Annotated in this window: 16 protein-coding genes and 1 pseudogene; 8 read left to right on the top strand and 9 right to left on the bottom strand. The window is 64.0% G+C overall.

Annotation, left to right across the window (positions count from 1 at the left end; all coding sequences use genetic code 11):
- Positions 1-32: 32 nt before the first annotated feature.
- From ACIU1A_RS13665 to ACIU1A_RS13650, 4 genes are read right to left on the bottom strand one after another with little or no spacing between them, the layout of a single operon-like run.
- A complete protein-coding gene (locus tag ACIU1A_RS13665; protein WP_404927514.1) occupies positions 33-2,492 on the bottom strand; it encodes an FAD-dependent oxidoreductase in 2,460 nt (819 codons plus the stop codon).
- On the bottom strand, positions 2,489-3,670 hold the full coding sequence (locus ACIU1A_RS13660; RefSeq protein ID WP_140495619.1) for a pyridoxal phosphate-dependent aminotransferase: 1,182 nt from the start codon (positions 3,668-3,670) through the stop codon (positions 2,489-2,491). Before ACIU1A_RS13660 ends, ACIU1A_RS13665 begins: the two co-directional genes overlap by 4 nt.
- A complete protein-coding gene (locus ACIU1A_RS13655; RefSeq protein WP_404927513.1) occupies positions 3,670-6,123 on the bottom strand; it encodes an FAD-dependent oxidoreductase in 2,454 nt (817 codons plus the stop codon). Before ACIU1A_RS13655 ends, ACIU1A_RS13660 begins: the two co-directional genes overlap by 1 nt.
- A gap of 30 nt (positions 6,124-6,153) precedes the next feature.
- Complete coding sequence (locus ACIU1A_RS13650) at positions 6,154-6,696, bottom strand: helix-turn-helix domain-containing protein (protein ID WP_404927512.1); 543 nt, start codon at positions 6,694-6,696, stop codon at positions 6,154-6,156.
- A 223-nt stretch (positions 6,697-6,919) separates the two neighbouring features.
- Here ACIU1A_RS13650 and ACIU1A_RS13645 point away from each other — a divergent pair, with 223 nt between their 5' ends.
- Complete coding sequence (locus ACIU1A_RS13645) at positions 6,920-7,624, top strand: nitroreductase (protein ID WP_140516370.1); 705 nt, start codon at positions 6,920-6,922, stop codon at positions 7,622-7,624.
- A 24-nt stretch (positions 7,625-7,648) separates the two neighbouring features.
- Here ACIU1A_RS13645 and ACIU1A_RS13640 read toward each other — a convergent pair whose 3' ends face one another.
- The 5 genes from ACIU1A_RS13640 to ACIU1A_RS13620 form a co-directional block, all read right to left on the bottom strand.
- Positions 7,649-9,091: an MFS transporter gene (locus ACIU1A_RS13640; protein WP_404927511.1), complete on the bottom strand. Its 1,443-nt coding sequence runs from the start codon at positions 9,089-9,091 to the stop codon at positions 7,649-7,651.
- A 160-nt stretch (positions 9,092-9,251) separates the two neighbouring features.
- Positions 9,252-9,839, bottom strand: a complete 588-nt coding sequence (gene soxG, locus ACIU1A_RS13635; RefSeq protein WP_404927510.1) for a sarcosine oxidase subunit gamma family protein — start codon at positions 9,837-9,839, stop codon at positions 9,252-9,254.
- Positions 9,832-12,825 (bottom strand): sarcosine oxidase subunit alpha, encoded by a 2,994-nt coding sequence (locus ACIU1A_RS13630; RefSeq protein ID WP_404927509.1) that lies wholly within the window; start codon positions 12,823-12,825, stop codon positions 9,832-9,834. Before ACIU1A_RS13630 ends, soxG begins: the two co-directional genes overlap by 8 nt.
- Positions 12,822-13,118: a sarcosine oxidase subunit delta gene (locus tag ACIU1A_RS13625; protein WP_140495626.1), complete on the bottom strand. Its 297-nt coding sequence runs from the start codon at positions 13,116-13,118 to the stop codon at positions 12,822-12,824. The genes ACIU1A_RS13630 and ACIU1A_RS13625 overlap by 4 nt, the downstream gene beginning before the upstream one ends.
- A 54-nt stretch (positions 13,119-13,172) precedes the next feature.
- The gene (locus ACIU1A_RS13620) at positions 13,173-14,432 is read right to left on the bottom strand and encodes a sarcosine oxidase subunit beta (RefSeq protein WP_404927508.1); all 1,260 of its coding nucleotides are present in this window, start codon (positions 14,430-14,432) and stop codon (positions 13,173-13,175) included.
- 452 nt (positions 14,433-14,884) lie between these two features.
- On the opposite strand from ACIU1A_RS13620, the gene ACIU1A_RS13615 reads away from it, so the two are divergent.
- The 7 genes and pseudogenes from ACIU1A_RS13615 to ACIU1A_RS13585 all read left to right on the top strand — a co-directional run bounded on the left by ACIU1A_RS13615 (position 14,885) and on the right by ACIU1A_RS13585 (position 23,898).
- Positions 14,885-17,374 (top strand): mechanosensitive ion channel domain-containing protein, encoded by a 2,490-nt coding sequence (locus ACIU1A_RS13615; RefSeq protein WP_404927507.1) that lies wholly within the window; start codon positions 14,885-14,887, stop codon positions 17,372-17,374.
- 154 nt (positions 17,375-17,528) lie between these two features.
- A complete protein-coding gene (locus ACIU1A_RS13610; RefSeq protein WP_140521120.1) occupies positions 17,529-17,792 on the top strand; it encodes a hypothetical protein in 264 nt (87 codons plus the stop codon).
- 206 nt (positions 17,793-17,998) lie between these two features.
- Positions 17,999-19,432 carry a UbiA family prenyltransferase gene (locus tag ACIU1A_RS13605; RefSeq protein WP_140728959.1) on the top strand — a complete coding sequence of 478 codons (1,434 nt, stop codon included), beginning with the start codon at positions 17,999-18,001 and terminating at the stop codon, positions 19,430-19,432.
- A 2-nt stretch (positions 19,433-19,434) separates the two neighbouring features.
- Entirely contained in the window at positions 19,435-20,787 is a 1,353-nt protein-coding gene (locus ACIU1A_RS13600) for an FAD-dependent oxidoreductase (RefSeq protein ID WP_404927506.1), read from the top strand.
- A gap of 123 nt (positions 20,788-20,910) precedes the next feature.
- A complete protein-coding gene (locus tag ACIU1A_RS13595) occupies positions 20,911-21,360 on the top strand; it encodes an EamA family transporter (RefSeq protein WP_140760762.1) in 450 nt (149 codons plus the stop codon).
- The gene (locus tag ACIU1A_RS13590; RefSeq protein ID WP_404927505.1) at positions 21,357-22,364 is read left to right on the top strand and encodes an NAD-dependent epimerase/dehydratase family protein; all 1,008 of its coding nucleotides are present in this window, start codon (positions 21,357-21,359) and stop codon (positions 22,362-22,364) included. Before ACIU1A_RS13595 ends, ACIU1A_RS13590 begins: the two co-directional genes overlap by 4 nt.
- A 104-nt stretch (positions 22,365-22,468) precedes the next feature.
- Positions 22,469-23,898, top strand: a pseudogene (locus ACIU1A_RS13585) (aspartate aminotransferase family protein).

The raw sequence follows: 23,898 nt of genomic DNA, 5'->3' as shown, positions 1-23,898 counted from the left end.
CTTCTCCCCTTGTGGGAGAAGGGAAAACCGCGCTACATCTTCACCCGTTCCGATTTCGGATCATACATCGGCTTCAGCGATGCCTCTGCCGCAAACCGCTCGCCGGCGATCTCGATCTCATAGGACGAGGCCAGCACATCCGCCTCGGTCTCGCCCTGGCAGGGCACATAGCCCAGCCCGATCGCGCCGCCGAGATGGTGGCCGTAATTGCCTGAGGTGATCGGACCGACGATCTTGCCGTCGCGCAGGATCGCCTCATTGTGGAAGAGAAGCGGCTGCGGGTCCTTCAGCCGGAACTGGACCAGCCGGCGGCTCAATCCGGCTTCCTTCTTCTTCAACACCGCGTCGCGGCCGATGAAATCGCCCTTGGCCGTCTTCACCGCGAAGCCGAGGCCGGCTTCCAGCACATCGTCCTCGTCGGTGATGTCGTGACCGAAATGGCGGAAAGCCTTTTCGATGCGGCAGGAATCGAGCGTATGCAGCCCGCACAGCTTCAGGCCGACATCGGCGCCGGCCGTGTCGATGGCCTCAAAGATATGGGCCGCCTGGTCGGTCGAGACATAGAGCTCCCAGCCGAGTTCGCCGACATAGGTGACGCGGTGCGCCCGGGCGAGCCCCATGCCGATCTCGATCTCCTGGAACGTGCCGAACGGATTGTTCTCGTTGGAGAAATCGTTCGGGCTGACCTTCTGGATCAGCTTTCGCGCATCCGGGCCCATCAGGCAGAGTACGCTTTCGGCAGCGGTTACATCGGTGATGACGACGAACTCATCTGTCAGGTGCTTGCGCAGCCAGGCGAGGTCGCGCCGCAGCGTGGCGCCGGGCACGACGAGGAAATAGGCGGTGTCCGACAGGCGCGACACCGTGAGATCGCTCTCGATACCGCCGCGCCGGTTGAGCATCTGGGTGTAGACGATCTTGCCCGGCGCCACGTCCAGGTCATTGGCGCAGAGTTTTTGCAGGAAGGCGCAGGCGTCGCGGCCTTCGACGCGGATCTTGCCGAACGAGGTCATGTCGAACAGGCCGACTTTGTTGCGGACGGCCAGGTGCTCCTCGCGCTGGTTGTCGAACCAGTTCTGCCGCTTCCAGGAGTAGCGGTATTCGCGCTCCTGTTCCTCACGGGCGAACCAGTTGGCGCGCTCCCAGCCGGCGACCTCGCCGAACACGGCGCCGCGCGCCTTCAGATGCTCGTGCAGGGGTGAACGGCGCACGCCGCGCGACGTCGCCATCTGGCGATAGGGGAAATGGTCGGCATAGAGCAGGCCGAGCGTTTCGGAGACGCGCTCCTTGAGGTAACGGCGGTTCTTCTGGAAAGGCTGGGCGCGGCGGATGTCGACTTCCCACAGGTCGAACGGTGCCTCGCCGTCGTTGATCCACTGTGCCAGCGCCATGCCGGCGCCGCCTGACGAGACGATCCCGATCGAATTGTAGCCGGTCGCCATCCAGTAGCCACGCAGTTCCGGCGCCTCGCCGAGATAGTAGCGGTCGTCGGGCGTGAAACTCTCGGGGCCGTTGAAGAAGGTGTGGATGCCGGCGGTCGCCAGCATCGGCATGCGGTTGACGCCCATTTCGAGGATGGGCTCGAAATGGTCCATGTCCTCGGGCAATTGGTCGAAGCAAAAGTCCTCGCGGATGCCGTCCATGCCCCAGGGCTTGGCGACCGGCTCGAAGGCGCCGAGCATCATCTTGCCGGCGTCTTCCTTGTAATAGGCGCACTCGTCGGGCACGCGCAGCACCGGCAGGCGGCTCAGCCCCGGGATCGGCTCGGTGACCAGGTAAAAATGCTCGCAGGCGTGCAGCGGGATGGTGACGCCGTTCTGGGCGCCCAGTTCGCGCGCCCACATGCCGGCGCAGTTGACGACGATGTCGGCCTCGATCGTGCCTTGCTCCTCGCCCTGCGCCCAGGACACGCCGGTGACGCGGCCGTCCCTGGTGTGGACCTTGGTGACCTTCACATTCTCCACGATGGTGGCGCCGCGTTGGCGCGCGCCCTTCGCCAGCGCCATGGCGATGTTGGCGGGGTCGCACTGGCCATCGAGCGGCAGATGCACGGCGCCGACGACGTCGGACACGTTGAGATGCGGATACATCTCCTTGACTTCCCTGGGCGAAATCTCGCGCACATCGACATCGAAGGCGCGGGCGAGTGACGCCTGACGGTAGATCTCGTGCTTGCGCTCCTCGGTCAGCGCGACGGTGATCGAGCCGACTTGGCGCATGCCGGTGCCGACCTCAGTCTCGGCTTCCAGCTTGACGTAGAGGTCGGCCGAATATTTCGCCAGCCGCGTCATGTTCTGCGAGCCGCGCAACTGGCCGATCAGGCCGGCGGCATGCCATGTGGTGCCCGAGGTCAGCTGCTTGCGCTCCAGAAGGACGATGTCGGTCCAGCCGAGCTTGGCCAGGTGATAGGCGACCGAGCAGCCGGAAACGCCGCCGCCGATGATGACGGCTCTTGCCTTGGCGGGAATGGTTCTGGGGGAAGGGATATTCATGCGGCCTCGCGGCGGTAGCTGGAGACAAAGCGGCGCAGCCGGAGCGCTGCTTCCCGCAAGACGGGTTCCGGCTGGCACAGGCTGACGCGGATATGGCCGGCCGCGGCCTCGCCGAAACTGGAGCCGGGCATGACGCCGACCTTCTCCTTGTCGAGGAAGGCGAAGGCGAATTTCTCGTCGTCGGATTCGACGGCCGATATGTCGAGCATGACATACATGCCGCCTTCGGAGCCGCGCACGCCGACATCGTTCATGCCGCGCACGGCGTCGAGCAGGACGGCGCGTCGCGCCGCATAGCGTTCGGCGATTTCCTTCACGCCATAACCCTTCTCCAGCGCCTCGGTGCAAGCTATCGAGATGAAGGCCGGGAGGCCGTAGGTCGTCACCAGATTGAGGTTGGTCAGCAGCGAGATCATCTCGCTCGGGCCGGTCAGCCAGCCCATGCGCCAGCCGGTCATGCCGTGGCTCTTGGACATGGAATTGATGACCAGCGTGCGCTCGGCCATGCCGGGCAGGGAACGCGGCGAGATGTGCTCGCCGCCGCCGAGCGTCCAGTAGACTTCGTCGGACAGCAGCCACAAATCGTGCTCGCGGCAGACCTCGGCCAGCTGTTCCAACCGTTCGCGCGAATAGACGGCTCCGGTCGGGTTGTTCGGCGTGTTGATCAGGATGGCGCGCGTATTCGGCCGAAGTGCCGCCCGGATCATGTCGGCGCGGGGCTGGAAACCGTCCTCGGCCGGCGTCTCGACAACCGTGAAGGTCGCGCCCGCGGCGCTGAAGGTGTTGGGGTAGGTCGCGTAGTATGGCGCGACCACGATGGCGTGGTCGCCCGGGTCGAGCACGGCCTGCACGGCGGCGTAGAGCGCCGCCTGGCCGCCCGGCGTGGCGATGACCTGGTCCGGCGTCGTCCCGACGCCCGTGCAGGCGACCGAGGCCGCCGCCATCGCCTTGCGCAGGCGCGGCAGGCCGGGCAACGGGGTATAGTGGTGATTGCTGCCGCGAACCGCGGTCACGCAAGCCTCGATCGTTTCGGAAGGTGTGTCGAAATCGTGATCGCCGACCGACAGCATGATGATGTCCTCGCCGGCTTCCTTGCGGGCCCATGCGGCGAAGTGGACTTCCCAGCCATCCTTGCCCGACGGCACGATGCCTGAAATGCGCGATGATGGTTTTGGCATCAGGCTCTCAACCTTTCGTTCTTCGGATCCCACAAGGGCTCATCGTTCTGCACGACCGCCTTGAAACGGTCGCCGAAGATCTCGATCTCCACGGCGGTGCCGGGCTCCGCCAGATCGGCACGCAGCATGCCGAGCGCGATCGACTTGCCGACGCGATGGCCCCAGCCGCCCGACGTCGTCTCGCCGACGATCTGGCCGTCATGCCACAGCGTCGACATGTAGGGGGCGTCGCAATCGCCGAGGTTTTCGACCACCAGCGTGACGAAGCGCTTCTTGACGCCCTGCTGCTTCTCGTTCTGGAGCGCCGCCTTGCCGCGGAACTCGGGCTTGTCCCATTTGACGAACCGCTCGAGCCCGCCTTGCAGGATCGAGTAGTCGGTCGAGAGGTCGCCCTTCCAGGTGCGATAGCCCTTTTCAAGCCGCAACGAATCCAGCGCGTACATGCCGAATGGTTTCAGGCCGTGCGGCTGTCCCGCCGCGCAGATGGTGTCGAAAACGGCGGCGGTGTCGTCGACCCTGGTGTGGATTTCCCAGCCGAGTTCGCCGGCGAAGGAGACGCGGACCAGCTTCGCCCAGCGCCCGGCGATCTTGGTTTCCTGATGCGTGAGCCACGGCAAGGTCAGGTCGGCCTCACAGACGGCGGCGAGGATTTCCCGCGACTTGGGTCCGGCCAGGATTTGGGTGGAGAATTCCTCGGTCCGGTCGATCAGCTTGAAAGTCGCATCCACGGGCATGTGCGATTTCAGCCATTCGAAATCATGCCATTGCGCCACCGCCGCGGTGATCAGCGTCATGGACTCCTCGCCGTGGCGCACCACCGACATTTCGGTGACGATGCGGCCCTTGTCGTCGGAGAAATAGACGAGACCGATGCGGCCGGGCTTCGGCACGAGGCCGGTCACTTGCCGGCTAAGCCATTCGGCGGCGCCCGGACCTTCGAGGTTGAAGCGCGAAAAACCCGGCAGGTCGAGGATGCCGGCGGCGTCGCGGACGGCCAGGCATTCCTCGCGCACGCGGTGCTGCCACGGCCCGTCGCGACGGAAGGTGAGCGTTGCTTCCTCCGAGACGTCGTCGCCATCCTGCGCATACCAGGTGGCGCGCTCCCAGCCATTATAGGCGTCGAAGCGCGCGCCGAACGCCTTCATGCGATCATGGATCGGCGACAATTTCCTGTCGCGTCCCGCCGGCCAGGCATGGCGCGGAAACTGGATGGCGTATTCGTTGCCGTAGATCTCCATGCCTTTGGCAACGCAGTAATCCGGAGCCGAAGCGAAGGACGTGAAGCGGCGCGGGTCGCAAGACCACATGTCCCATTCGGTCTGGCCTTGCGTGACCCATTCGGCCAACACCTTGCCTGCACCGCCGCCTTGCGCGATGCCGAAGGTGAAGACGCAGGCCTCGAACGCATTGGGGACGCCCGGCATCGGCCCGATCAGCGGATTGCCGTCCGGCGCATAGGGGATCGGGCCGTTGATGACCTTGGACAGGCCGGCGGTGCCCAGGATCGGCACGCGGGCGACGGCGTCGGCCAGATAATGTTCCAGCCGGTCGAGATCGTCGGGGAAAAGCTGGAAGGAAAAATCCTCCGGCATCGGATCGTTGTGACCCGCCCAATGCGCGCGGCAATTGCGCTCATAGGGGCCGAGATTCATGCCGTTCTTTTCCTGGCGCAGATAGTAGGAAGTGTCGACGTCACGCAGCAGCGGCAGCTTCCTGCCCTGTTCCTTCGACCATGCGGCGAGTTCGGGGATCTCCTCGAACAATATGTACTGATGGCTCATCACCATCATCGGCACCTCGCGGCCGAACATTTTTCCAACTTCGGCGGCACGGTAGCCGGCGGCGTTGACGACGATCTCGCAGCGGATCTCGCCTTGCGGCGTCACGACCACCCATTCGTCCCTTTCGCGGCGCACGCCTGTCACCGGGCAGAAGCGTATGATCCGGGCACCCATGTCGCGCGCGCCCTTGGCCAGCGCCTGGGTCAGCTGCGCCGGGTCTATGTCGCCGTCGCTCGGGTCGTAGAGGGCGCCTTCCAGCTCATGCGTCTCGATGAAGGGATAGCGGCGCTTGATCTCGTCCGTGCCGACGATATCGATGTCCATGCCCTGGTAGCGGCCCATGCCCTTGGCGCGCTGGAACTCCTGCATGCGCTCTTGCGTGTGGGCAAGCCGCAGGGAGCCGGTGACATGGTAGTTCATGGGATAGTCGACGGCCTCGGCCAGCCCGCGATAGAGCTCGGTCGAATAGCGCTGCATGTTCATCAGCGACCAGGACGAGGAGAAGGTCGGCACGTTACCGGCGGCATGCCAGGTCGAGCCGGAGGTGAGTTCATTCTTTTCCAGGAGAACGCAGTCGGTCCAGCCCGCCTTGGCGAGATGGTAGAGCGAGGAGGCGCCGGCGACACCGCCTCCGATGATCACCACGCGTGCCGTGCTCGGCAAACCGGCCATGTTCTTCTCCAACCCTTGGTCCAATTTCATTCAATAAACTGGCGGCGAAACCACCCAGATGACGACCGCCGGCTCCATTCCCGGATTGCGCCAGCGGAATGGCTTGCCCTCCAAGCGAAAGGAATCGCCTTCGCCGAGCCGATGCCATGTCCCCGATATTTCGATGTCGAACGTCCCCGACACGACATATCCAGCCTCTTCGGTTGGCCGGCGCGCCTCGCTCTTGAGCTCGGCGCCCGGCGCGAAGACGGAACGCAGCATCTCGAAGCTACCGCCGAGATCGGGCGACAGAAGCTCCTCCATGAGGCCGGATTTGCTTGTGCCAAGGGTGCGGCGGCTGCCGGCCCGCACGACCGCGCCGCGCTCGCTTTCGACAGGCACGTCGTGGCCGAAGAACAGGCTGACCGGCACGCCGAACAGTTCGCCGAAAGCCCGGAGATCACTGAGCGACGGTGTCGACAGGCCGCGTTCGACCTGGCTGACCCAGCCGACCGACCGGCCGAGTTTCAGGGCGATCTCGGCGAGCGTCAACCCTCGCGCCTTGCGCAGGGCCCTGATGTCGCTGGCCAGCAATCGCTCGTAATTTCCCTGCAATGCTTTCGCTGTAGTTGGAGGCAAATCGCGCTCTCGTGAAAAAATCCCATCAAATTTCATGAGATGCCGGAGCGGTGAAAAAATCAAGCGGATTTTCACGGGTGCACAAGATTTGCTTGCGCGATTTTGGCGGTTCATGCAAAGGCTCGGCCGCGAGCGGCGAGTGGGGACGTCCGATCGGGACACAGGGTAAGGACGGCCCATGCTTGGAAAGAAGGCTCGAATCACGGTTGATGCCGAGATCGTCGACGACGCGATCGTATCGCGCCGGTCGGTGCGCGCTTTTCTGCCCGACATGGTCGACGACAACACGATCCGCGACATACTGGCGGTCGCGGCGCGCGCCCCTTCCGGCACCAATATGCAGCCATGGCGGGTCTATGTCACCAAGGGTGACACCAAGCAGCGGATATCGGATGCCATCCTGAATTCCGGCATCCGTGCTGAAAAGGCCGATTGGGACGAATATCGCTATTATCCCACGCAGTTCTTCGAACCCTACCTGACCCGCCGCCGCGCCAACGGTTTCGGGCTCTACGGCGCGCTCGGCATCGGTCGCCGCGAGGTCGACAAGATGCGTGCCCAGCACGACCGCAACTTCGTCTTCTTCGACGCGCCGGTCGGCATGATCTTCACCATCGACCGCCGCCTCAACCAGGGCTCCTGGATCGACTACGGCATGTTCCTGCAGAACATCATGGTTGCCGCGCGGGGCAGGGGCTTGCACACCTGTCCGCAGGCGGCGTTCGCGCCCTATCACCGGCAGATCAGGCCGGTGCTCGGCATTCCCGACGAGGAGATCGTCGTCTGCGGCATGGCGCTCGGTTATGAAGATACGTCGAAGCCCGAAAACGCCTTCCGAACCGACCGCGTGCCGCTGGAGGAATGGGTGACGTTCAGCGAGTAGGCCGCTGCTGCGCTGCGACATCCGCTATTCCGTGTTCATCTGGGCGCCATGGCCGCTGACATGGGCGCCATCCTGCGGCGTCAGCTTGAGATAGGCTGATAGCGCGCACAGCGTGATGACACCCTCGATCACGAACAGTATCCGGAAGTCATTGGCGACGGCCAGGCCGCCGCCGGCCAGAAACGATAGTGCCGCGGCGGCCAGGCCGACGCTGATCGCCACCGCCAGTTGCCACAAAATGTAATAGAGCGCGCTGAAGCGGGCGAGCTGATCGGGCGCGATGTCGGAATAGGCAAGGTTGCCGGTCGACGCCCATTGCGCGGAACGGAAGACGCCGAAGATGAAGATGTAGGCAAGCACGATCCACACCGGTGTGGTCGCCTGCATCAGGGCAAAGCCCGCAACCATGGCCGCGACGACGGGCGTGTTGAAAACCAGCACGCGGCGGAAACCGAAGCGGTTGAGCAGGCGAGGCATGAAGACACGCATGACCACCGACCCGACCGCGGCGACGAAGGTCAGTGATCCCGCCTGTACCGCGCTCATGCCGAAGCCGAGCTGGAACATCAGCGGCAGCAGGAAGACGACGGAGCTGAGGCCGATCGTGTCCAGACCGCCGCCGGTGAGGAAGGAGATACGGAAGGTGCGGATGCGCAGGAGCTTGAGGTCGAGCAGGGGATTGCGCACGCGCAGGCAATAGAACGAGGCGACCGTCAGGATGACCAGCGCCAGGACAAGCTCGGCCGCGATCACGCCGGCGGCCGCATCTTTCGCCGCCAGCGAATCCATGCCGAAGACAAGCAGGACCATGCCGCTGCCGACCAGCAGGAAGCCCGGGAAATCGAACGGCGTGCGCACGGGTTTGGTCACCGTCGGAAACAGCGAGGCGGCAAGAACAGCCGCCGCCAGCGCGAAGGGCACGTTGATGAAGAAGATCCAGCGCCAGGAAATGTAAGTGGTCAGCGCGCCGCCGACGAGCGGACCGACCAGCGGGCCGGATTGGCCCGCCAGCGAGATATACATGTTGATCTTCAGCGTCCGGCTTCGAGGGAAGGTCGACAGGATGACGACCTGGCCGAGCGTGCCCATCAGCGCGCCGCCGAAGCCCTGCAGCGCGCGGGCGCCGACCAGCATCCAGATGTTGTCGGACAGGCCGCACAGCGCCGACGAGGCGGCGAATACCAGCAGCGCAAAGCAGTAGACGTTGCGCAGGCCGAAGCGGTCGGCAGCCCAACCGCCGAGCGGCATCGAGATGATCAGGCTGGCGACATAGACCGTGATCAGCAGGCCAAGCTGGCTCGGTGGACGGCCAAGGCTTTCGCTGATGCCGGGCAGCGCCGTCACCACGACATTCTGGTCGAGACTGGTCATGAACACGCCGCAGGCGACCGTCAGCGGCAGCAGGAGCAGGGCTCTGGCTGGCACATCGGCGCGATCGGTGGCGCCGGCGGATATTTCTGCGGTCATGGAGATATTCGAACCAAACGGATGCGCGGATTCTGGAGACGGGTTTTGTTACCCTTCGGACCGGCTTGACGGCCATATCATGCCAGTATGGCGGCCGCCGGCGCATTGCTGTAGCGTCAGAGCCGGCCGGCCTTGATGCCAGAATTCGTCGACCCCGAGCCTACTGTACCTCGTAGCCGACTTCCTCGCTGGCGTGACACAGCGCCTTCCAGAAGGAGCGCGCGAAAGAACGGAAGACGTAGATGTCGAACTGGTCGCCGCCGGTGCGCTGGACCTGGGCGAAGATGTCGTGATGGGTGGTCGAGCGGCCGGCGCCGAGCGGGAAGGCCGGCAGCGCGAAATCGATGGCGAAGAACTTTGCCAGCACCCATTCGGCCTTCGGACCGGCGATGCGGATCGCGGTGCGGCCATGCGAAAGATCGGTCACCGTGCCAATGGCGGGGGTCACCACGCCCGCGAAAGCCGCGGCCAGCCCCTCGGCTTCGTCGGCTACGGTGAACTTTCCCGGTGCGAAACCGAATGCCGATTTGGCGCCATTGGTGGCGCCACCGCCGGCACCGTCGGGCAACGTAAGCCCGGTGACGGCGCGGATGACTGATATCAGTTTCTTCTCTTCGCCCGGCCATGCGGCGAGCTGCACGATCGAGCCCGGTCTCGTCTCGGTCAGGATGACTTCGACACCATGTTCGAAATTGCCGTGCGAGCCGACATGGAATTCCGGCTCCAGCGGTGAAAGACGCTCAACCATACATGCGGCTCCCGTCCGGATCGTAGAAGTGGTTGGAAACGATCTCGACCGGTCCGAACCGGTTGCGCAGCGGATCGGAGACATGGGCGCGCGAGCCGTGCCTGGCCTTGCCGCCTTTGACCAGCGCCAGCGCGATGTGCTTGCCGAGCGCCGGCGAATAGCAGCAGGCCGTGATGTGGCCGATCGAGCCGTGCGGATTGGACTCGTCAAGCTCCTCGACGATATGCGCGCCGCCGTTGAGCGGCCTGTTGTCGAGCGAGACCAGCCCGACAAGTTCCAGCCGGTCGGGGGAGATGAGGCCCTCGCGGTCCATCATCGCCGAGCCGATAAACGGCTTCTTCTTCGACAGCATCCAGTCGAGATGCAGATCGCGCGCCGTGGTGCGGCCGTCGATCTCAGCGCCCGTCACATGGCCTTTCTCGATGCGCATCGTGCCCAGTGCTTCCAGTCCGTAGGTTACCAGTCCGAACGGCTTGCCGGCCTCGATAAGCGCTTCCCAGACATGCGTGCCATGGTCGGCGCCGCAATAGACCTCGAACGCCATTTCGCCGGAAAAGGACAGCCGGCAGATCATCACCGGCACACCAGCGATCTGGCCATGCACGATGCCCATGAACGGCAGCGCCGCATTGTCGACAGCGGTGCCGACGACGCAGCCGGCCAGGATCTGCCTGGCTTTCGGCCCGCCGATCGCGGCACCCGCCCACTGGTCGGTCACGGAGGTGACATGAACCTTGAGCTCCGGCCAGACCACATCGAGGAAATATTCCAGATGCTGCATAACCTTGCCGGCATTGGCCGTGGTGGTGGTCATCAGGAAATCCTGTTCGCCGAGCCGCCATGTGGTACCGTCGTCGAAGGCCAGCCCGTCCTCGCGCAGCATCAGCCCGTAGCGCGCCTTGCCAACGGCCAGCGTGGAAAACATGTTGGTGTAGACACGGTCGAGGAATTCGGCCGCGTCCGGACCTTGCACCGCGATCTTGCCCAGCGTCGAGACATCGACGATGCCGGCGCTTTCGCGCGTCGCCCTGGCCTCGCGCACATAGGCCTGCTCGACCGTTTCGCCGGCAAGGCCGTAGATCATCGGCCGGTACCACAGGCCGGCGGAATACATGGTTGCGCCATTGGCGACATGCCAGTCATGCATCGGCGTCAGCCGTTCGGGCTTGAGGTCGCCGAAGCGCTCCGCCGCCAGCGATCCGATCGAAACCGGCGCAAAAGGCGGCCGGAAGCGCGTCGTGCCGACTTCCGGGATCGGCTTGCCCAGCGCCTCGGCCATGATGGCAAGGCCGGGGACGTTGGAATTCTTGCCCTGGTCAGTCGCCATGCCGAGCGTGGTGTAGCGTTTCAGATGCTCGACCGAGACGAAGCCTTCGCGGTGCGCCAGCCGCACGTCCTCCGACGTCACGTCGTGCTGGAAGTCGACGAAGCTCTTGCCGCTGGCCCTGATCTCGAACACCGGCGCCGGATCGGGATCGCAAGCTACGGCTTCGACCGAGGGCAGTGCGGCCGGCGTGGCTTGCGCGCCTGCCGCGGCAAGGCCTGCGGCGCGGCCCTCGGTTACCGCTTCGGCGGTGGAAAAGCTGCCGGTGAAGGCGCCGGCGCCAATCCAGTTCTGCGTCGGCTTCGGCGGCAGGAAGGCTTGTCGGGCGGCATTCCACTGCGCCTTGCCGCCGGCCTGGCTGGCCAGATGGATGGTTGGCGACCAGCCGCCCGACATCAAGAGGCAGTCGGCATGGATGCTGCGGGCGTCGCCGGTGAGCGTGCCGTTGGTCATGTCGAAGCGCTGCAGCTTGACGCCGGAGAGCGCCTTGCCGCCCTCAGTGGCGATCACGGCATGGCCGGGAAAGATCTCGGCTTCGGTCTCCTCGGCCAGCTTGCGCATTTCGCCCGAAAGCTCGGGACGGACATCGACAATCGCGGCAATCCTTGCGCCGGCCTTCTTCAGCGCCAGGGCGCAGCGATAGGCGCTGTCATTGTTGGTGAACAGCGCGACCGTCTGCCCCGCCAGCACGCCGAATTCGTTGGCGTAGCGCTCCGCGGCATGCGCCAGCATCACGCCCGGGCGGTCATTGCCCGGGAATACAAGCGGCCGTTCGAAAGCGCCGGTGGCCAGCACAACCGACCGTGCGCGGATCGCCCAGTAGCGATGGCGCGGTTCGCCCTTGCCGTGTGTCTCCTTGTGATCGGTGACCCGTTCAAGGGCGGCAAGCGTATTGCTGTCGTAGTAGCCCCAGACCGTGGTGCGCGGCAGAAGCCGGACATTGTCGTAACCCTCGAGCTGGGCCACGGTTCGCCTGGCCCAGTCGGCCGCCGGCAGGTCATCGATCGTCTCGTTCGACCAGTTGGCAGAGCCGCCGAAACGCGGATCGAGTTCGGCAAGCATGACGCGCGCGCCCTGATCAGCAGCGGCCTTGGCGGCCGTCAGCCCGGCAGGGCCGGAGCCGACCACCAGCACGTCGCAAAAGGCGTTCATGCGCTCATAGCGCGCCGGGTCGGCGGCGGAACCGGCACGGCCGAGGCCGGCCGCGCGGCGGATGAAATGCTCGCAGAACATCCAGAAGCGCGTGCCCTTCAGCGGCCCGATCACCGGACCCATGAAGGTCTTGTAGTAGAAGCCGGCCGACAGGAGCTTGCCGCCGAGCTGGTTGACGGCGCTGACGTCCCAGGCCAGCGACGGAAAACGGTTCTGGCTGACGGCGACCAGCCCGTCATGAATCTCGACCATGGTCGCCGCGATGTTGGGCTCGCGGACCTCGCCCTTCAGCACCGTCACCAGCGCGTTCGGCTCTTCCACGCCTGCTGTCAGGAGGCCGCGCGGGCGGTGGTATTTGAACGAGCGCCCGTAAAGCGTGACGCCGTTGGCCAGCAGTGCCGAAGCCAGCGTATCGCCGGCATGGCCGGTGTAGGACGCGCCATCAAAGGTGAAGCGGATGGTCTTCAGCCGGTCGATGCGGCCGCCGGTTTCGGTGCGGCGCGGGCTCACGATCTGCCCTCCGCCTTGCGACGCGCGACCGGGCCGTGATCGACGCGTGCGAAGGCGACGCTGGAAATCTCATGCGTCAGCGTGTTGCGCACGACCCTGAGATGCGCGCGGCAGGCGCCGGAATGCTGCCAGATCTCGTTGTGGTCTCCGGCCGGGTTCAGCCGGTCATAGACATAGGCGTTCCAGGCTTCGAAGTTCTGCGAGGCGGGGTCGGGACGCTCGCGGTTGCCGTCACCCTGGTAGGTGAACTCGATGACGTCGCGCGGGCCGCAATAGGGACAAGTGATCAACATCGGATATTCCTGGTGCAGCCTTGCTCGGTGAAGCCTTGCTTGGAGAGATATTGTTCAGTGCAGTCTGGGATTGGCGCCCTGGCCTTTGTCGTCGATCACCAGGCCGCGATGGAAGCGGTCGAGCGTGAAGGGGGCGTTGAGGTCATGCGGCTCGTCCTTGGCGATGGTCCAGGCAAAGCACCAGCCGGAGGCGGGCGTCGCCTTGAAGCCGCCATAGCACCAGCCGCAGTTGAGATACATGCCGGGCTGGGGCCCGGTGGTGATGATGGGCGAGCCGTCCATCGACATGTCGCAGACGCCACCCCAGGAGCGCAGCATGCGCACGCGGGCAAGCCCCGGGAACAGCGCCAGCATCTCGCTCATCACCTCGTCGACGATGGGCAGGTTGCCGCGCTGGGCGTAGCTGTTGTAGCCGTCGATGTCGCCGCCATAGACGAGGCCGCCCTTGTCCGACTGCGACATGTAGAAATGGCCCATGCCGAACGTGACGACCGTATCGATGAAGGGCTTCAGCGATTCGGTGACGAAGGCCTGCAGCACATGGCTTTCGATCGGCATCGTCTCGATGCCGGCAAGCTGCATCACCCGGCCGGTGCTGCCGGCCACCGCGACCGCCACCTTCTTGGCGCGGATGTCACCGCGTGATGTGGTGACGCCGGTGATGCGGTCGCCGTCGCGCAGGAAGCCGGTGACCTCGCAATTCTCGATGATGTCGACGCCGCGCCGGTCGGCGCCGCGCGCATAGCCCCAGGCCACGGCGTCGTGGCGGGCGGTGCCGGCGCGCCGCTGCATCAGGCCGCCGACCACGGGGAAGCGTGCATCACTGGAAATATCGAGCGCGGGGATCAGGCGCTTGATTTGCGCCGGCGTCATCAGTTCGGCGTCGACGCCGAGATGGCGCATGGCGTTGCCGCGCCGTGCATAGTCGTCGAACTGGGCCGGCGTGTGCGCCAGGTTCAGGCAGCCGCGCTGCGAGAACATGACGTTGTAGTTGAGATCGTGCGACAGGTTCTCCCACAGCTTCATCGAATGCTCGTAGAAGCGGGTGTTGGCGGGCAGCAGATAGTTGGAGCGCACGGCGGTGGTGTTGCGGCCGACATTGCCGGAGCCGAGCCAGCCTTTTTCCAGCACCGCGACATTGGTGATGCCGTGTTCCTTGGCGAGATAATAGGCGGTCGACAACCCGTGCCCGCCGCCACCGATGATGATGACGTCGTAGGATGCCTTCGGGTCCGGCTTGCGCCAGGCCGGCTTCCAGTCCTTGTTTCCCTTGAGCGCGTTCGCGAGCAGCGAAAGGGCCGAGTACTCTGCCATGGATATGATGTCCGTTTCGGGCGATGCGGCAGACTATAGAGCAGGCCGCACGCGCAAAGCCAATATTGCGCCATCGCCTTTCGACTGGCCGACGCTCCGGCCACCGCCAGATCAGCGCAGGTGCGGTCGGATCAGGCGACGAGTCCGGGTGACGGGGTCCTTCGCCGGCGCGCTGTTGATGGAGCATTGAACGAAAAAACCCGCCTGTGCGGCGGGTCGTTGGCGCAACTCAGCACCATGACTGAATATCTACCATAGCTGCCTTCACCCAGTCAAGAAAAAATTCCTATCATAAAGCTGCCGGCACAACGGGACTGGCGGTCGTCAGGTCTTTGTTGCCCCGAGTTCGGAGCCCTGGCGGTCGGATGCGACGGCTTGCCCCATGATATGGCCGTCTTTATCAAGGACAGGCAAATTCAATTGCCATTGCCGCCTTGAGTCGCCAACAAATCATGTTTTTCAAATTGCTTCGTCTCGTCTTGATGTTCGCGCTTGTCGTTTCGGCGCCGCTTTCGTTCGATGCGTCGGCGCAAGGGCTTGGCCAGGCGCCTGCCGGACTGGTCGCCGACCAGCAGAAAATCCTTCAGGACCTGACGACCAAGACCGATAATTTCGACAAGAAGATCCAGCAGGACGGCGACGACGACGCCACTCTCGTCGATATCCGCCTGCAACTCGAGGAACTGTCGCGGCAATCGCTGAACAGCGCGCTGGCCTTCCGCACCCGCCTTAGCGAGATCAACAGCCGGCTCGAGCAGCTTGGCCCGGCACCCGCCGCAGGCCAGCCGCCGGAACCCGACATCGTCAGCACCGAGCGCCAGGCGCTGGTCTCCGAAAAGGCCGAGATCAACGCGGTCATCGCGCAGGCGCAGACGCTGTCGATCCGCATCAGCGGGATGATCGACAAGATCGGCAACATGCGCAGCGCGCTTTTCCGCAATCTCCTGACCAAGCGCTATGTGCTGTCGGATGCGCTGAGCCCACAGGTCTTTTCCGACGCCCGCGACGAGTTCGGCAATTTCTACAAGGCGGTCTCGTCCTGGCTGAGCTTCGCCTTCAGGTTCAAGTTCCAGGCCATTCTGGCGGCAACCTTCGTGGCGCTCGGGCTGGCCCTGGTGCTTCTGGTCGGCGGCAGGCGGTTGTTTGGACGGGTGTTCGAAGCCGATCCGTCCAATGAGGACCCGTCCTATCTCAGCCGCCTGTCGGTGGCCTTCTGGTCGACATTGCTGCCGACGCTGGCGGTCGGCGCCTTTCTTGGGTCGACGATTTTCTTTTTCAACTATTACAACGTTTTGCGCGGCGACATTGGCCTTTTCCTCAACGCGCTGGCGACGGTCATCGGGGTGGTGTTCTGCGTCAATCGGCTGGCCAATGCGGCGCTCGAGCCGAGGCTGCCGAACTGGCGCCTGATCCCGGTCGAATCCGGCCCGGCGCGTTGGCTGGTGCGCCTGACCACCGCCATGGCCGTGGTCATCAGCGTCAACACCTTCCTGTCCGTCATCAACGACAAGATGGGATCGCCGCTGTCGCTGACGATCGCGCGCAGTTTCGTGGCCACCATCGTCGTCGGCATCATCCTGATCCTGATGGCGATGCTGCGGCCGTTCAAGGCCCGTGACGGCAGCTGGCGGCCTTGGCCGGCATGGCTGCGCTACCTGGCGCTGGCTCTGGGGCTCTTCACCATCATAGCCGCCTTGCTTGGCTATATCGGCCTTGCGCTGTTCGTGTCGCTGCAGGTGGTGGTCACCGGCACGGCGCTCGTCACCGCTTATATCGGCTTCCTGTCGGCACAGGCGATCGGCGACGAGGGCGCCTTCGCCAATACGTCGGTCGGGCGCTGGCTGTCGGCCAATTCCAGCTACGAGGACACCGCGCTCGACCAGCTCGGCCTTGTCGTCAGCGTGGCCATCAACGTGATGATCGTGCTGGTCTTCCTGCCGCTGATCCTGTTGATGTGGGGCTTCCAACTGGGCGACATCCAGGCCTGGGCCTACAAACTGGCGACCGGGATTAATATCGGTTCGGTGACGATTTCGGTCACCGGCATCCTGTCGGGCATCGTCGTCTTCATCATCGGCTATTTCCTGACGCGCTGGTTCCAGGGCTGGCTCGACGGTTCGGTGATGGCGCGCGGCAAGGTCGACACGGGCGTGCGCAACTCGATCCGGCTGGCCGTCGGCTATGCCGGCGTGGCACTCGCGGCACTGATCGGCATCTCGGCGGCGGGCATCGATCTGTCCAGCCTGGCGCTGGTCGCCGGCGCGCTTTCCCTCGGCATCGGCTTTGGCCTGCAGAACGTGGTGTCGAACTTCGTCTCGGGCCTGATCCTGCTGGCCGAGCGGCCGTTCAAGGTCGGCGACTGGATCGTCGCCGGCGACATCAGCGGCACCGTCAAGAAGATCAGCGTGCGCGCCACCGAGATCGAGACCTTCCAGCGGCAGTCGGTGATCCTGCCCAATTCGAACCTGATCAACAACGCCGTCGGCAACTGGACGCACCGCAACAAGCTCGGCCGCATCGACATCAAGGTCGGCGTCGCCTATGGCAGCGACGTCAAGCAGGTGCACGCCGTTCTGCTCGAGATCGCCCGCGGTCATCCGCTGGTGCTGAAGAACCCCGAACCCTTCGTCCTGTTTTCCAATTTCGGGCCTGCCGCGCTGGAATTCGAGATCCGCCTGTTCCTGGCCGATGTGATGAACGGCAATATCGTGCAGAACGACATCCGCTTCACCGTGCTGGAAACATTCAGCGACCAGCATATCGAGATACCCTCGACGCCACGCGCCGTCGTCGAGCCCAAGCATGCGAAGGCCTGGCCGACCGACGACGACAAGATCGAGGCCGATTTCGCCGAGCAGGAACGAGCAAAGGCGGAGGCCGCGGCCGGGGCCAAACGTCTCTCCAAATCAGGACGCAAGGCGAAGAAACCTGATCCGGATTAGATCGGCGATCGGAAGGTTTCAGGCCGTCGAAACCAATTGCGGCATGAATGCGGCATTCAGTTGCGGTTCAGCTTCCATCTCATATAAGCTCCCATGCAAAGGCGAGGATGCCTTGCGAAATGCAACAGAGGCGGTGGGAACACCGATATTGCACATGTGGAAGTCTCTCGTCGCTGCCGTCGCCTTGCTCGCCGTGAGCGGCTCGGCCCATTCCGCCAGCGCGGTCAACAAGGACGCCGAGACCCGCACGCTGATCGTGACGGAAGGCGGCAGCAAGACCGACCTGGCGTTGGCGGCCGGCGAAACCGTGGAATTCTGCCCGAATGGCTGCTTCGTCACCTTGCCCAATGGCGACCTCGAAGCCCTGACCGGCTCGGAAACGGTCGAGATCTCGGGCGGCGTCGCCCGCATCAAGTAATTTTTGCCGACATGTCTTGAGAGGCCGGACATTTGTCCGGCCTTTTATTGTTTTCGGTAGCGGTTGTTTAACAATGACGCGGGAAATGCCGCGGTGACAGCCGCCCACAACCGGGCGTTTTAACGTTCGTTACGCCATCTCCCCGCTATACGTCTTGTGAAGACGCCGACAAACGGCGCGGCGGGTTTGAGGCAGGGCAGGACGACATGGACGCGCGGTCGGACGGAAACGCAATACCGCTTGCGGTCGATCTCGACGGCACGCTGATCGCGACCGACCTGCTATGGGAAGGACTGTTCATCCTTCTCAAGAAGAACCCGCTCTACATTTTCCTCGTGCCTTTCTGGGCCGCGGCCGGACCGGCCCGGCTGAAGCAGGCCATCGCGCAGCGCGTCGACATCGATCCCGCGTCGCTGCCTTACCGAGCTCCATTGCTCGACCGCATCCGGGCCGAGCATGCCGAAGGCCGCAAGATCGTGCTGGCGACAGGCACGCCGCGCAAATTCGCCGACGCCATCGCTCGCCATCTCGGTGTCTTCGACAGGGTGCTGGCGACGGACGGGGTCGACAATCTGACTTCCGGCAAGAAGCGTGCCTCGCTTATCGCGGCCTATGGCGATGGCGGCTTCGACTATGCCGGCAACAGCCGCCATGATCTCAAGGTTTTCGATGCGGCACGCAGCGCGATCGTGGTGGCGCCGGACCGCCACGCCGCGCGCTGGCAGGCGGCGCATGGCGCCGAAACCATGTCGGCGCCGAAACCGACATTGCGGACCATCGTCAAAATGCTGCGCGTGCATCAGTGGCTGAAGAATTCGCTGATCGCGGTGCCGATGGTGCTGTCGCACGAATATTTCAACGCTGGCATGATCTGGGAGTGCGTGCTGGCGTTCATCTCGTTCAGCGCGGTGGCGTCGGCCATCTATATCCTCAACGACTTCTTCGACCTGGCGCTCGATCGCAAGCATGCCACCAAGCGTAACAGGCCATTCGCCAGCGGCGCGCTCTCCATCCCGTTCGGGATCGGCGCGATCGCGGTGCTGCTGGCGATCGGCATCGGCACAGGGCTGTTTCTGTCGCCCGAATTCCTCGCCGTGCTCGGCGGCTACATGGCTGTCACCACGGCTTATTCGCTGTCATTCAAGCGCATGCTGCTGGTCGACGTGCTGACGCTGGCCGGCCTCTACACGATCCGCGTTCTGGCGGGCGCGGCCGCGACCGGCGTCGAGGTCTCGTTCTGGCTGCTCGCCTTCTCGATCTTCTTCTTCCTGTCGCTGGCGCTGGTGAAGCGCTTCGTCGAATTGCGCACCACGGCCATTCCACCCGGCGAGCGCATTGCCGGGCGCGGATATCGCACCGAGGACCAGGAGATCGTCGCCCAGGCCGGCATGGCTTCGGCCTTCTCCTCGGCACTGGTGCTGGCGCTCTACATGGATAGTGTTGCGGTGCGTGAGCTCTACCCGCATCCCTGGCTGATCTGGCCGCTGCCGCCGATCGTGCTTTATCTCACCATGCGGGTCTGGATCCTGGCGCGTCGCGATGAGATGCATGACGATCCGGTCGTGTTCATCATCCGCGACTGGCGCAGCCAGATCGTGGTGCTGATCGGCGCCGTGCTGCTGGTGATTGGGGGCTGGTAGACATGGCCGGCGAGCGCTTCGACAGCTTCGGGCGCGCGACGCCGCCCGCGCCCCACGCCATCGGCGTCGATGATGCTATCGTGCTGCTGAAGGGCGGCCAGGCCAGACAAGCCTCTCTGCTTGCCTATGGCAATGGCCGATCCTACGGCGATTCCTGCCAGAACGAGGCCGGCGCGGTCGTCGACATGCGGCCGCTGAACCGCATCAGCTCCTTCAACGCCGAGACCGGCCTTCTCGAAGCGGATACGGGCGTGCTTCTGTCCGACATCATTGCCCACGCCGCGCCCTACGGTTTCTTCCCGGCAGTCGTTCCGGGCACGCAGTTCGTCACGCTCGGCGGCGCCATTGCCAATGACGTCCACGGCAAGAACCATCACCGGCGCGGCACGTTCGGCTGCCATGTCGAAAGTTTCACGCTGTTGCGGTCCGATGGAAGGACCTACCGCTGCTCCGCGAGGGACAATCCGCGGTTGTTCCGGGCGACGATCGGCGGCATGGGGCTGACAGGCCTGATCCTGTCGGCCTCGATCCGATTGATGCGGGTGCATTCCCTCGACATCATCGAGAAGGTGACGCCGTTTCGCGACCTGGGCGAGTTCTTCGACCTGGCCGAGGCGGCGGACCAGGCCAATGAATATGCGGTCGCCTGGATCGATCAGCTCGCCGGCGGCCGGGGCAGCGGGCGCGGCCTGCTGTTCACGGGCAACCACGCCGAGCATGGCTCGCATACCGCCGCGCGCGCCGGCGGCAATTTCGCGGTGCCGTTCCAGCCGCCGTTCAATGTGCTCAGCCGGCCGTTCCTGAGCGCCTTCAATGCAGCCTACCGATGGAAGAAGGGCCGCTCTGCCACGCCGCGCCAGATCGGTTACCAGGGCTTCTTCTTCCCGCTGGACGGTGTGCGCGATTGGAACAGGTTTTACGGTCCGAACGGGCTGTTCCAGCACCAGAGCGTTGTGCCGGAAGAAGCCGCGCGTGAAGCGGTGCCGGCGCTGCTCGCGGCTGCCAGGCGGGCGGGGCAGGGCTCGTTCCTCACTGTTCTGAAACGCTTCGGCGGCGTCCGCTCCCCGGCGCTGCTCTCCTTCCCGCGGCCTGGCTACACGCTGACGCTGGATTTCCCCAACAGGGGAGCCGCGACCCTGGCATTGCTGGATGAACTCGACCGCATCGCCATCGGAGCCGGCGGAGCGGTCAACCCCTACAAGGATGCGCGCATGAGTGCCGCAACCTTCGCCGCGTCCTTTCCGGAGTGGTCACGGCTGGAGGCGCAGCGCGACCCGGCCTTCATGTCCGGCTTCTGGGCGCGCACAGCCAAAGACATCGACCTGCGAAAACGGGGTGCCGAGGCCGCCGAATAGATAAAATTGAAATGGATCGTGGTTAGCGATCGGTTAACGGGAAGATTTACTCAAAATTTCCTTGTGAGTTCACGAAATCTTTTCGGGTTTGTAATAGAAGGCGTCACGGGTGGGTGAGCGGACATGAAATATATCGTCTTCATTCTCTTTACAGTCATGACCAATGCGGCCGCGCAGCTGATGCTGAAGCAAGGCATGATGTCGCTTGGGCCGATCTCGTTCGAAGGCGCCAACCCGCTTATCAAGCTTTTGCAGATCGTCTTCAGCCCCTGGGTGTTCCTCGGCCTGTGCACCTTCGTCATTTCCATGGCCTCGCATCTCTACGTGCTGTCCAAGGTCGAGCTTTCCTTTGCCTATCCGTTCCTTAGCCTCGCCTATGTCGCCGTCGCGGTCTTCGCCTATTTCGTCTTCCGCGAGGACCTCAACGGCTGGCGCATCGCGGGTATCGCCTGCATCTGCGTGGGCACGGTGCTGATCGCCCAAAGCGGCCGAGACCTGGGTGACCGGGGACATGACGAACAGACCGTTTCCATCACTCCCGACAAGATCGGCACCAGCGAGATCGTTCGATGAGACATGTGATTTTCGGCGGCGACGGCTTTGTCGGCCGCCACCTTGCCCCGAAGCTCGTGGCGGATGGCGAGGAGGTTGTCGTCGCCGACATCGTCAAGAGCGACCTGGCGCATTATCGCAACGCCGGCTTCGTCCATTGCAACGTGACCGATCCAGCATCGGTGGCGGCGGTTGGGCTAAAGGCCGACGACATGGTCTATAATCTGTCGGCAAAGATGCTGTCGCCGATCCAGGTGCGCGCCAAGCGGCACGATTTCTTCTTTCCGGTCAATTTCCATGGCACCGAGCATATCATGCAGGCGATGGACAAGGCCGGCGCGCCCCGGCTCGTGCATTACACGACCGACATGATCTACGGCCATACAGTCACCTTCCCGATGACCGAGGAACATCCGGTCGCGCCGCTCGGCGAATATGGCTGGTCGAAGCAGAAGACCGAGGAACTGGCCGCCGAATGGCGCAAGCGCGGCATGTCGATCTCGCTGTTTCGTCCGCGCCTGATCATCGGTCCCGGCCGCCTCGGCATCCTTGAAAAACTGTTCAAGCTGATCGACTGGAACCTTCCGGTGCCGATGATCGGCTCGGGCCGGAATCCATACCAGTTCATTTCTGTTTTCGATTGTGCGGAAGCTGCCCGCGCGGCCTGGAAAGCCGGCGTACCGAACGAGGCCTATAATCTGGGTTCGCTCAACCCGCCGCCGGTCAGGAAATTGCTCGGCGACCTGATCAGGCATGCCGGTTCGAAATCGATCCTGATCCCGACACCGGGCTGGGCGGTGAAGCGCACGCTGGACCTGCTCGACCTGATGAACCTGCCGATCATGGATCCGGAGCAATATCTGATCGCCGACGAGGAGTGCGTGCTCGACGTCTCCAAAGCGGGACGCCAGCTCGGCTGGGTGCCGCAACATCGCGACGAGGACATGCTGATCGCCGCCTACAGCGAATACCGCGCCAGGAAGGCCGGCCACGCCGTCGCCACCAAACATGTGCCCGCCGAATAGCAGCCCGCCAACAGTTTCATCTGCGCACGATCCCCGATCCTGCGCGCGGACAGGAGATTGAAATGACCGTCATGGCCAAGCCCGATCAGGCGAGCGCGCGCACCATGGTCAGCGCGCCGGCGCTGTCGCCAGCCACCATCGCCAAGCCTGACCTGATCAGCGTCGAGCAGGCCAAGGCGATGGACGTCGCTGCGATGACCGACCTGTTCAAGGCGCATCTCAACCCGGGCCAGCTGCATTTCATGAAGCTGCTCGGCTTCCACAAGATCAAGATCGAGCGCGCCGAGGGCATGTTCTACATCGACCAGAACGGCCGCAAGATCCTGGATTTCTTCGGCGGCTTCGGTTCGCTGGCCTTCGGCCACAACCATCCGCGCATCCTCGAAGCGCGCAAGAAATTCCAGGAGGAGAAGCGCCAGGAGATCGCCATCGCCTTCATGTCGCAATATGCGGCCGCGTTGGCCCACAACATCGCCAAATGTTCGCCCGGCGATCTCGACATGGTGTTTCTGGGCTCGTCCGGCTCGGAAGCGATGGAAGCGGCGGTAAAACTCGCCGAGCGTGCCGCCGGCCCGAAGCGGCCGAAAATCGTCTATGCCGAGAATTCCTTCCACGGCAAGACCAAGGGTGTGCTGGCGATCACCGACGGCCAGCTCTACCGCGCCGATTTCAAGGTGGCGGACAATGCGGTCCGGATTCCGTTCGCCGACATCGAAGCGGTCGAGCGCGCATTCCGCGCCGATCCCGAGATCGGCGTCATCGTGCTGGAAACCATCCAGGGTGGCGGCGGCATCATCCAGGCACCCGCGGAATATTGGCGGAAGCTGCGCGCATTGTGCGATCAATACGGTGTGCTGTGGGTGGCCGATGAAGTGCAGTGCGGCTATGGCCGCTCCGGCCGCTTCTATGCTTTCGAACATTATGGCGTCGTTCCCGACGTGACGGCGCTCGCCAAGTCGCTCGGCGGCGGCAAGGCGGCGGTCGGCGCGATGGTCGCCAGGCGCGAGATCTATATGAAGGCCTACGGCACGCCGAAGACGGCGATGATCCATGCCATGGCGACTTTCGGCGGCATGGGCGAGGCCTGCGTCACCTCGATCGAAGCGCTCAACGTTCTCTATGACGAGGGCCTGATCGACAATGCCGCCGCTACCGGCGAGTACCTTTGCAGCGCCTCCAGGCACTGAAGGACAAATACCCCAAGATCATCAAGGACGTCCGCGGTAAGGGGCTCATGATCGGGCTCGAGTTCCATGATTTCTCGCAGACATTGCCGACCGTGTTGCGGCCGGTGGTCAGCGTGCTTGACGACAAGCTGAAGGGCTCGCTGTCGGGCTTCATCGGCGCGCTGCTGCTGCGTGACTATGACGTGTTGGTCGCCTTCACCGAGTACAACCGCAACGTCATCCGGCTCGAGCCGCCGCTGATTTGCCAGCGCGAGCATGTCGACCGGTTCGTCGACGCTTTCGACAGCCTTTTGTCGCGCGGCATTGTGGGAATCGTGAAGGATTTCGTCAAAAGCCAGGTTCGTTGA

Origin of the sequence: Mesorhizobium maamorense (genome assembly GCF_044998965.1) — a bacterium.
In the GTDB taxonomy this organism is placed as follows: Bacteria; Pseudomonadota; Alphaproteobacteria; order Rhizobiales; family Rhizobiaceae; genus Mesorhizobium.
The sequence above is the reverse complement of the archived record's forward strand: the minus strand, read 5'-3'. Positions and strand labels throughout refer to the sequence as shown.

Bases quoted from the DNA above. Each gene is read 5' to 3' on its own strand.
- ACIU1A_RS13605 (WP_140728959.1), top strand. From the start codon at position 17,999: ATGGACGCGCGGTCGGACGGAAACGCAATACCGCTTGCGGTCGATCTC.
- soxG (WP_404927510.1), bottom strand. From the start codon at position 9,839: ATGGTTGAGCGTCTTTCACCGCTGGAGCCGGAATTCCATGTCGGCTCG.
- ACIU1A_RS13660 (WP_140495619.1), bottom strand. From the start codon at position 3,670: ATGCCAAAACCATCATCGCGCATTTCAGGCATCGTGCCGTCGGGCAAG.
- ACIU1A_RS13590 (WP_404927505.1), top strand. From the start codon at position 21,357: ATGAGACATGTGATTTTCGGCGGCGACGGCTTTGTCGGCCGCCACCTT.
- ACIU1A_RS13620 (WP_404927508.1), bottom strand. From the start codon at position 14,432: ATGGCAGAGTACTCGGCCCTTTCGCTGCTCGCGAACGCGCTCAAGGGA.
- ACIU1A_RS13600 (WP_404927506.1), top strand. From the start codon at position 19,435: ATGGCCGGCGAGCGCTTCGACAGCTTCGGGCGCGCGACGCCGCCCGCG.
- ACIU1A_RS13645 (WP_140516370.1), top strand. From the start codon at position 6,920: ATGCTTGGAAAGAAGGCTCGAATCACGGTTGATGCCGAGATCGTCGAC.
- ACIU1A_RS13655 (WP_404927513.1), bottom strand. From the start codon at position 6,123: ATGGCCGGTTTGCCGAGCACGGCACGCGTGGTGATCATCGGAGGCGGT.
- ACIU1A_RS13625 (WP_140495626.1), bottom strand. From the start codon at position 13,118: ATGTTGATCACTTGTCCCTATTGCGGCCCGCGCGACGTCATCGAGTTC.
- ACIU1A_RS13610 (WP_140521120.1), top strand. From the start codon at position 17,529: ATGTGGAAGTCTCTCGTCGCTGCCGTCGCCTTGCTCGCCGTGAGCGGC.
- ACIU1A_RS13665 (WP_404927514.1), bottom strand. From the start codon at position 2,492: ATGAATATCCCTTCCCCCAGAACCATTCCCGCCAAGGCAAGAGCCGTC.
- ACIU1A_RS13595 (WP_140760762.1), top strand. From the start codon at position 20,911: ATGAAATATATCGTCTTCATTCTCTTTACAGTCATGACCAATGCGGCC.
- ACIU1A_RS13640 (WP_404927511.1), bottom strand. From the start codon at position 9,091: ATGACCGCAGAAATATCCGCCGGCGCCACCGATCGCGCCGATGTGCCA.
- ACIU1A_RS13615 (WP_404927507.1), top strand. From the start codon at position 14,885: ATGTTTTTCAAATTGCTTCGTCTCGTCTTGATGTTCGCGCTTGTCGTT.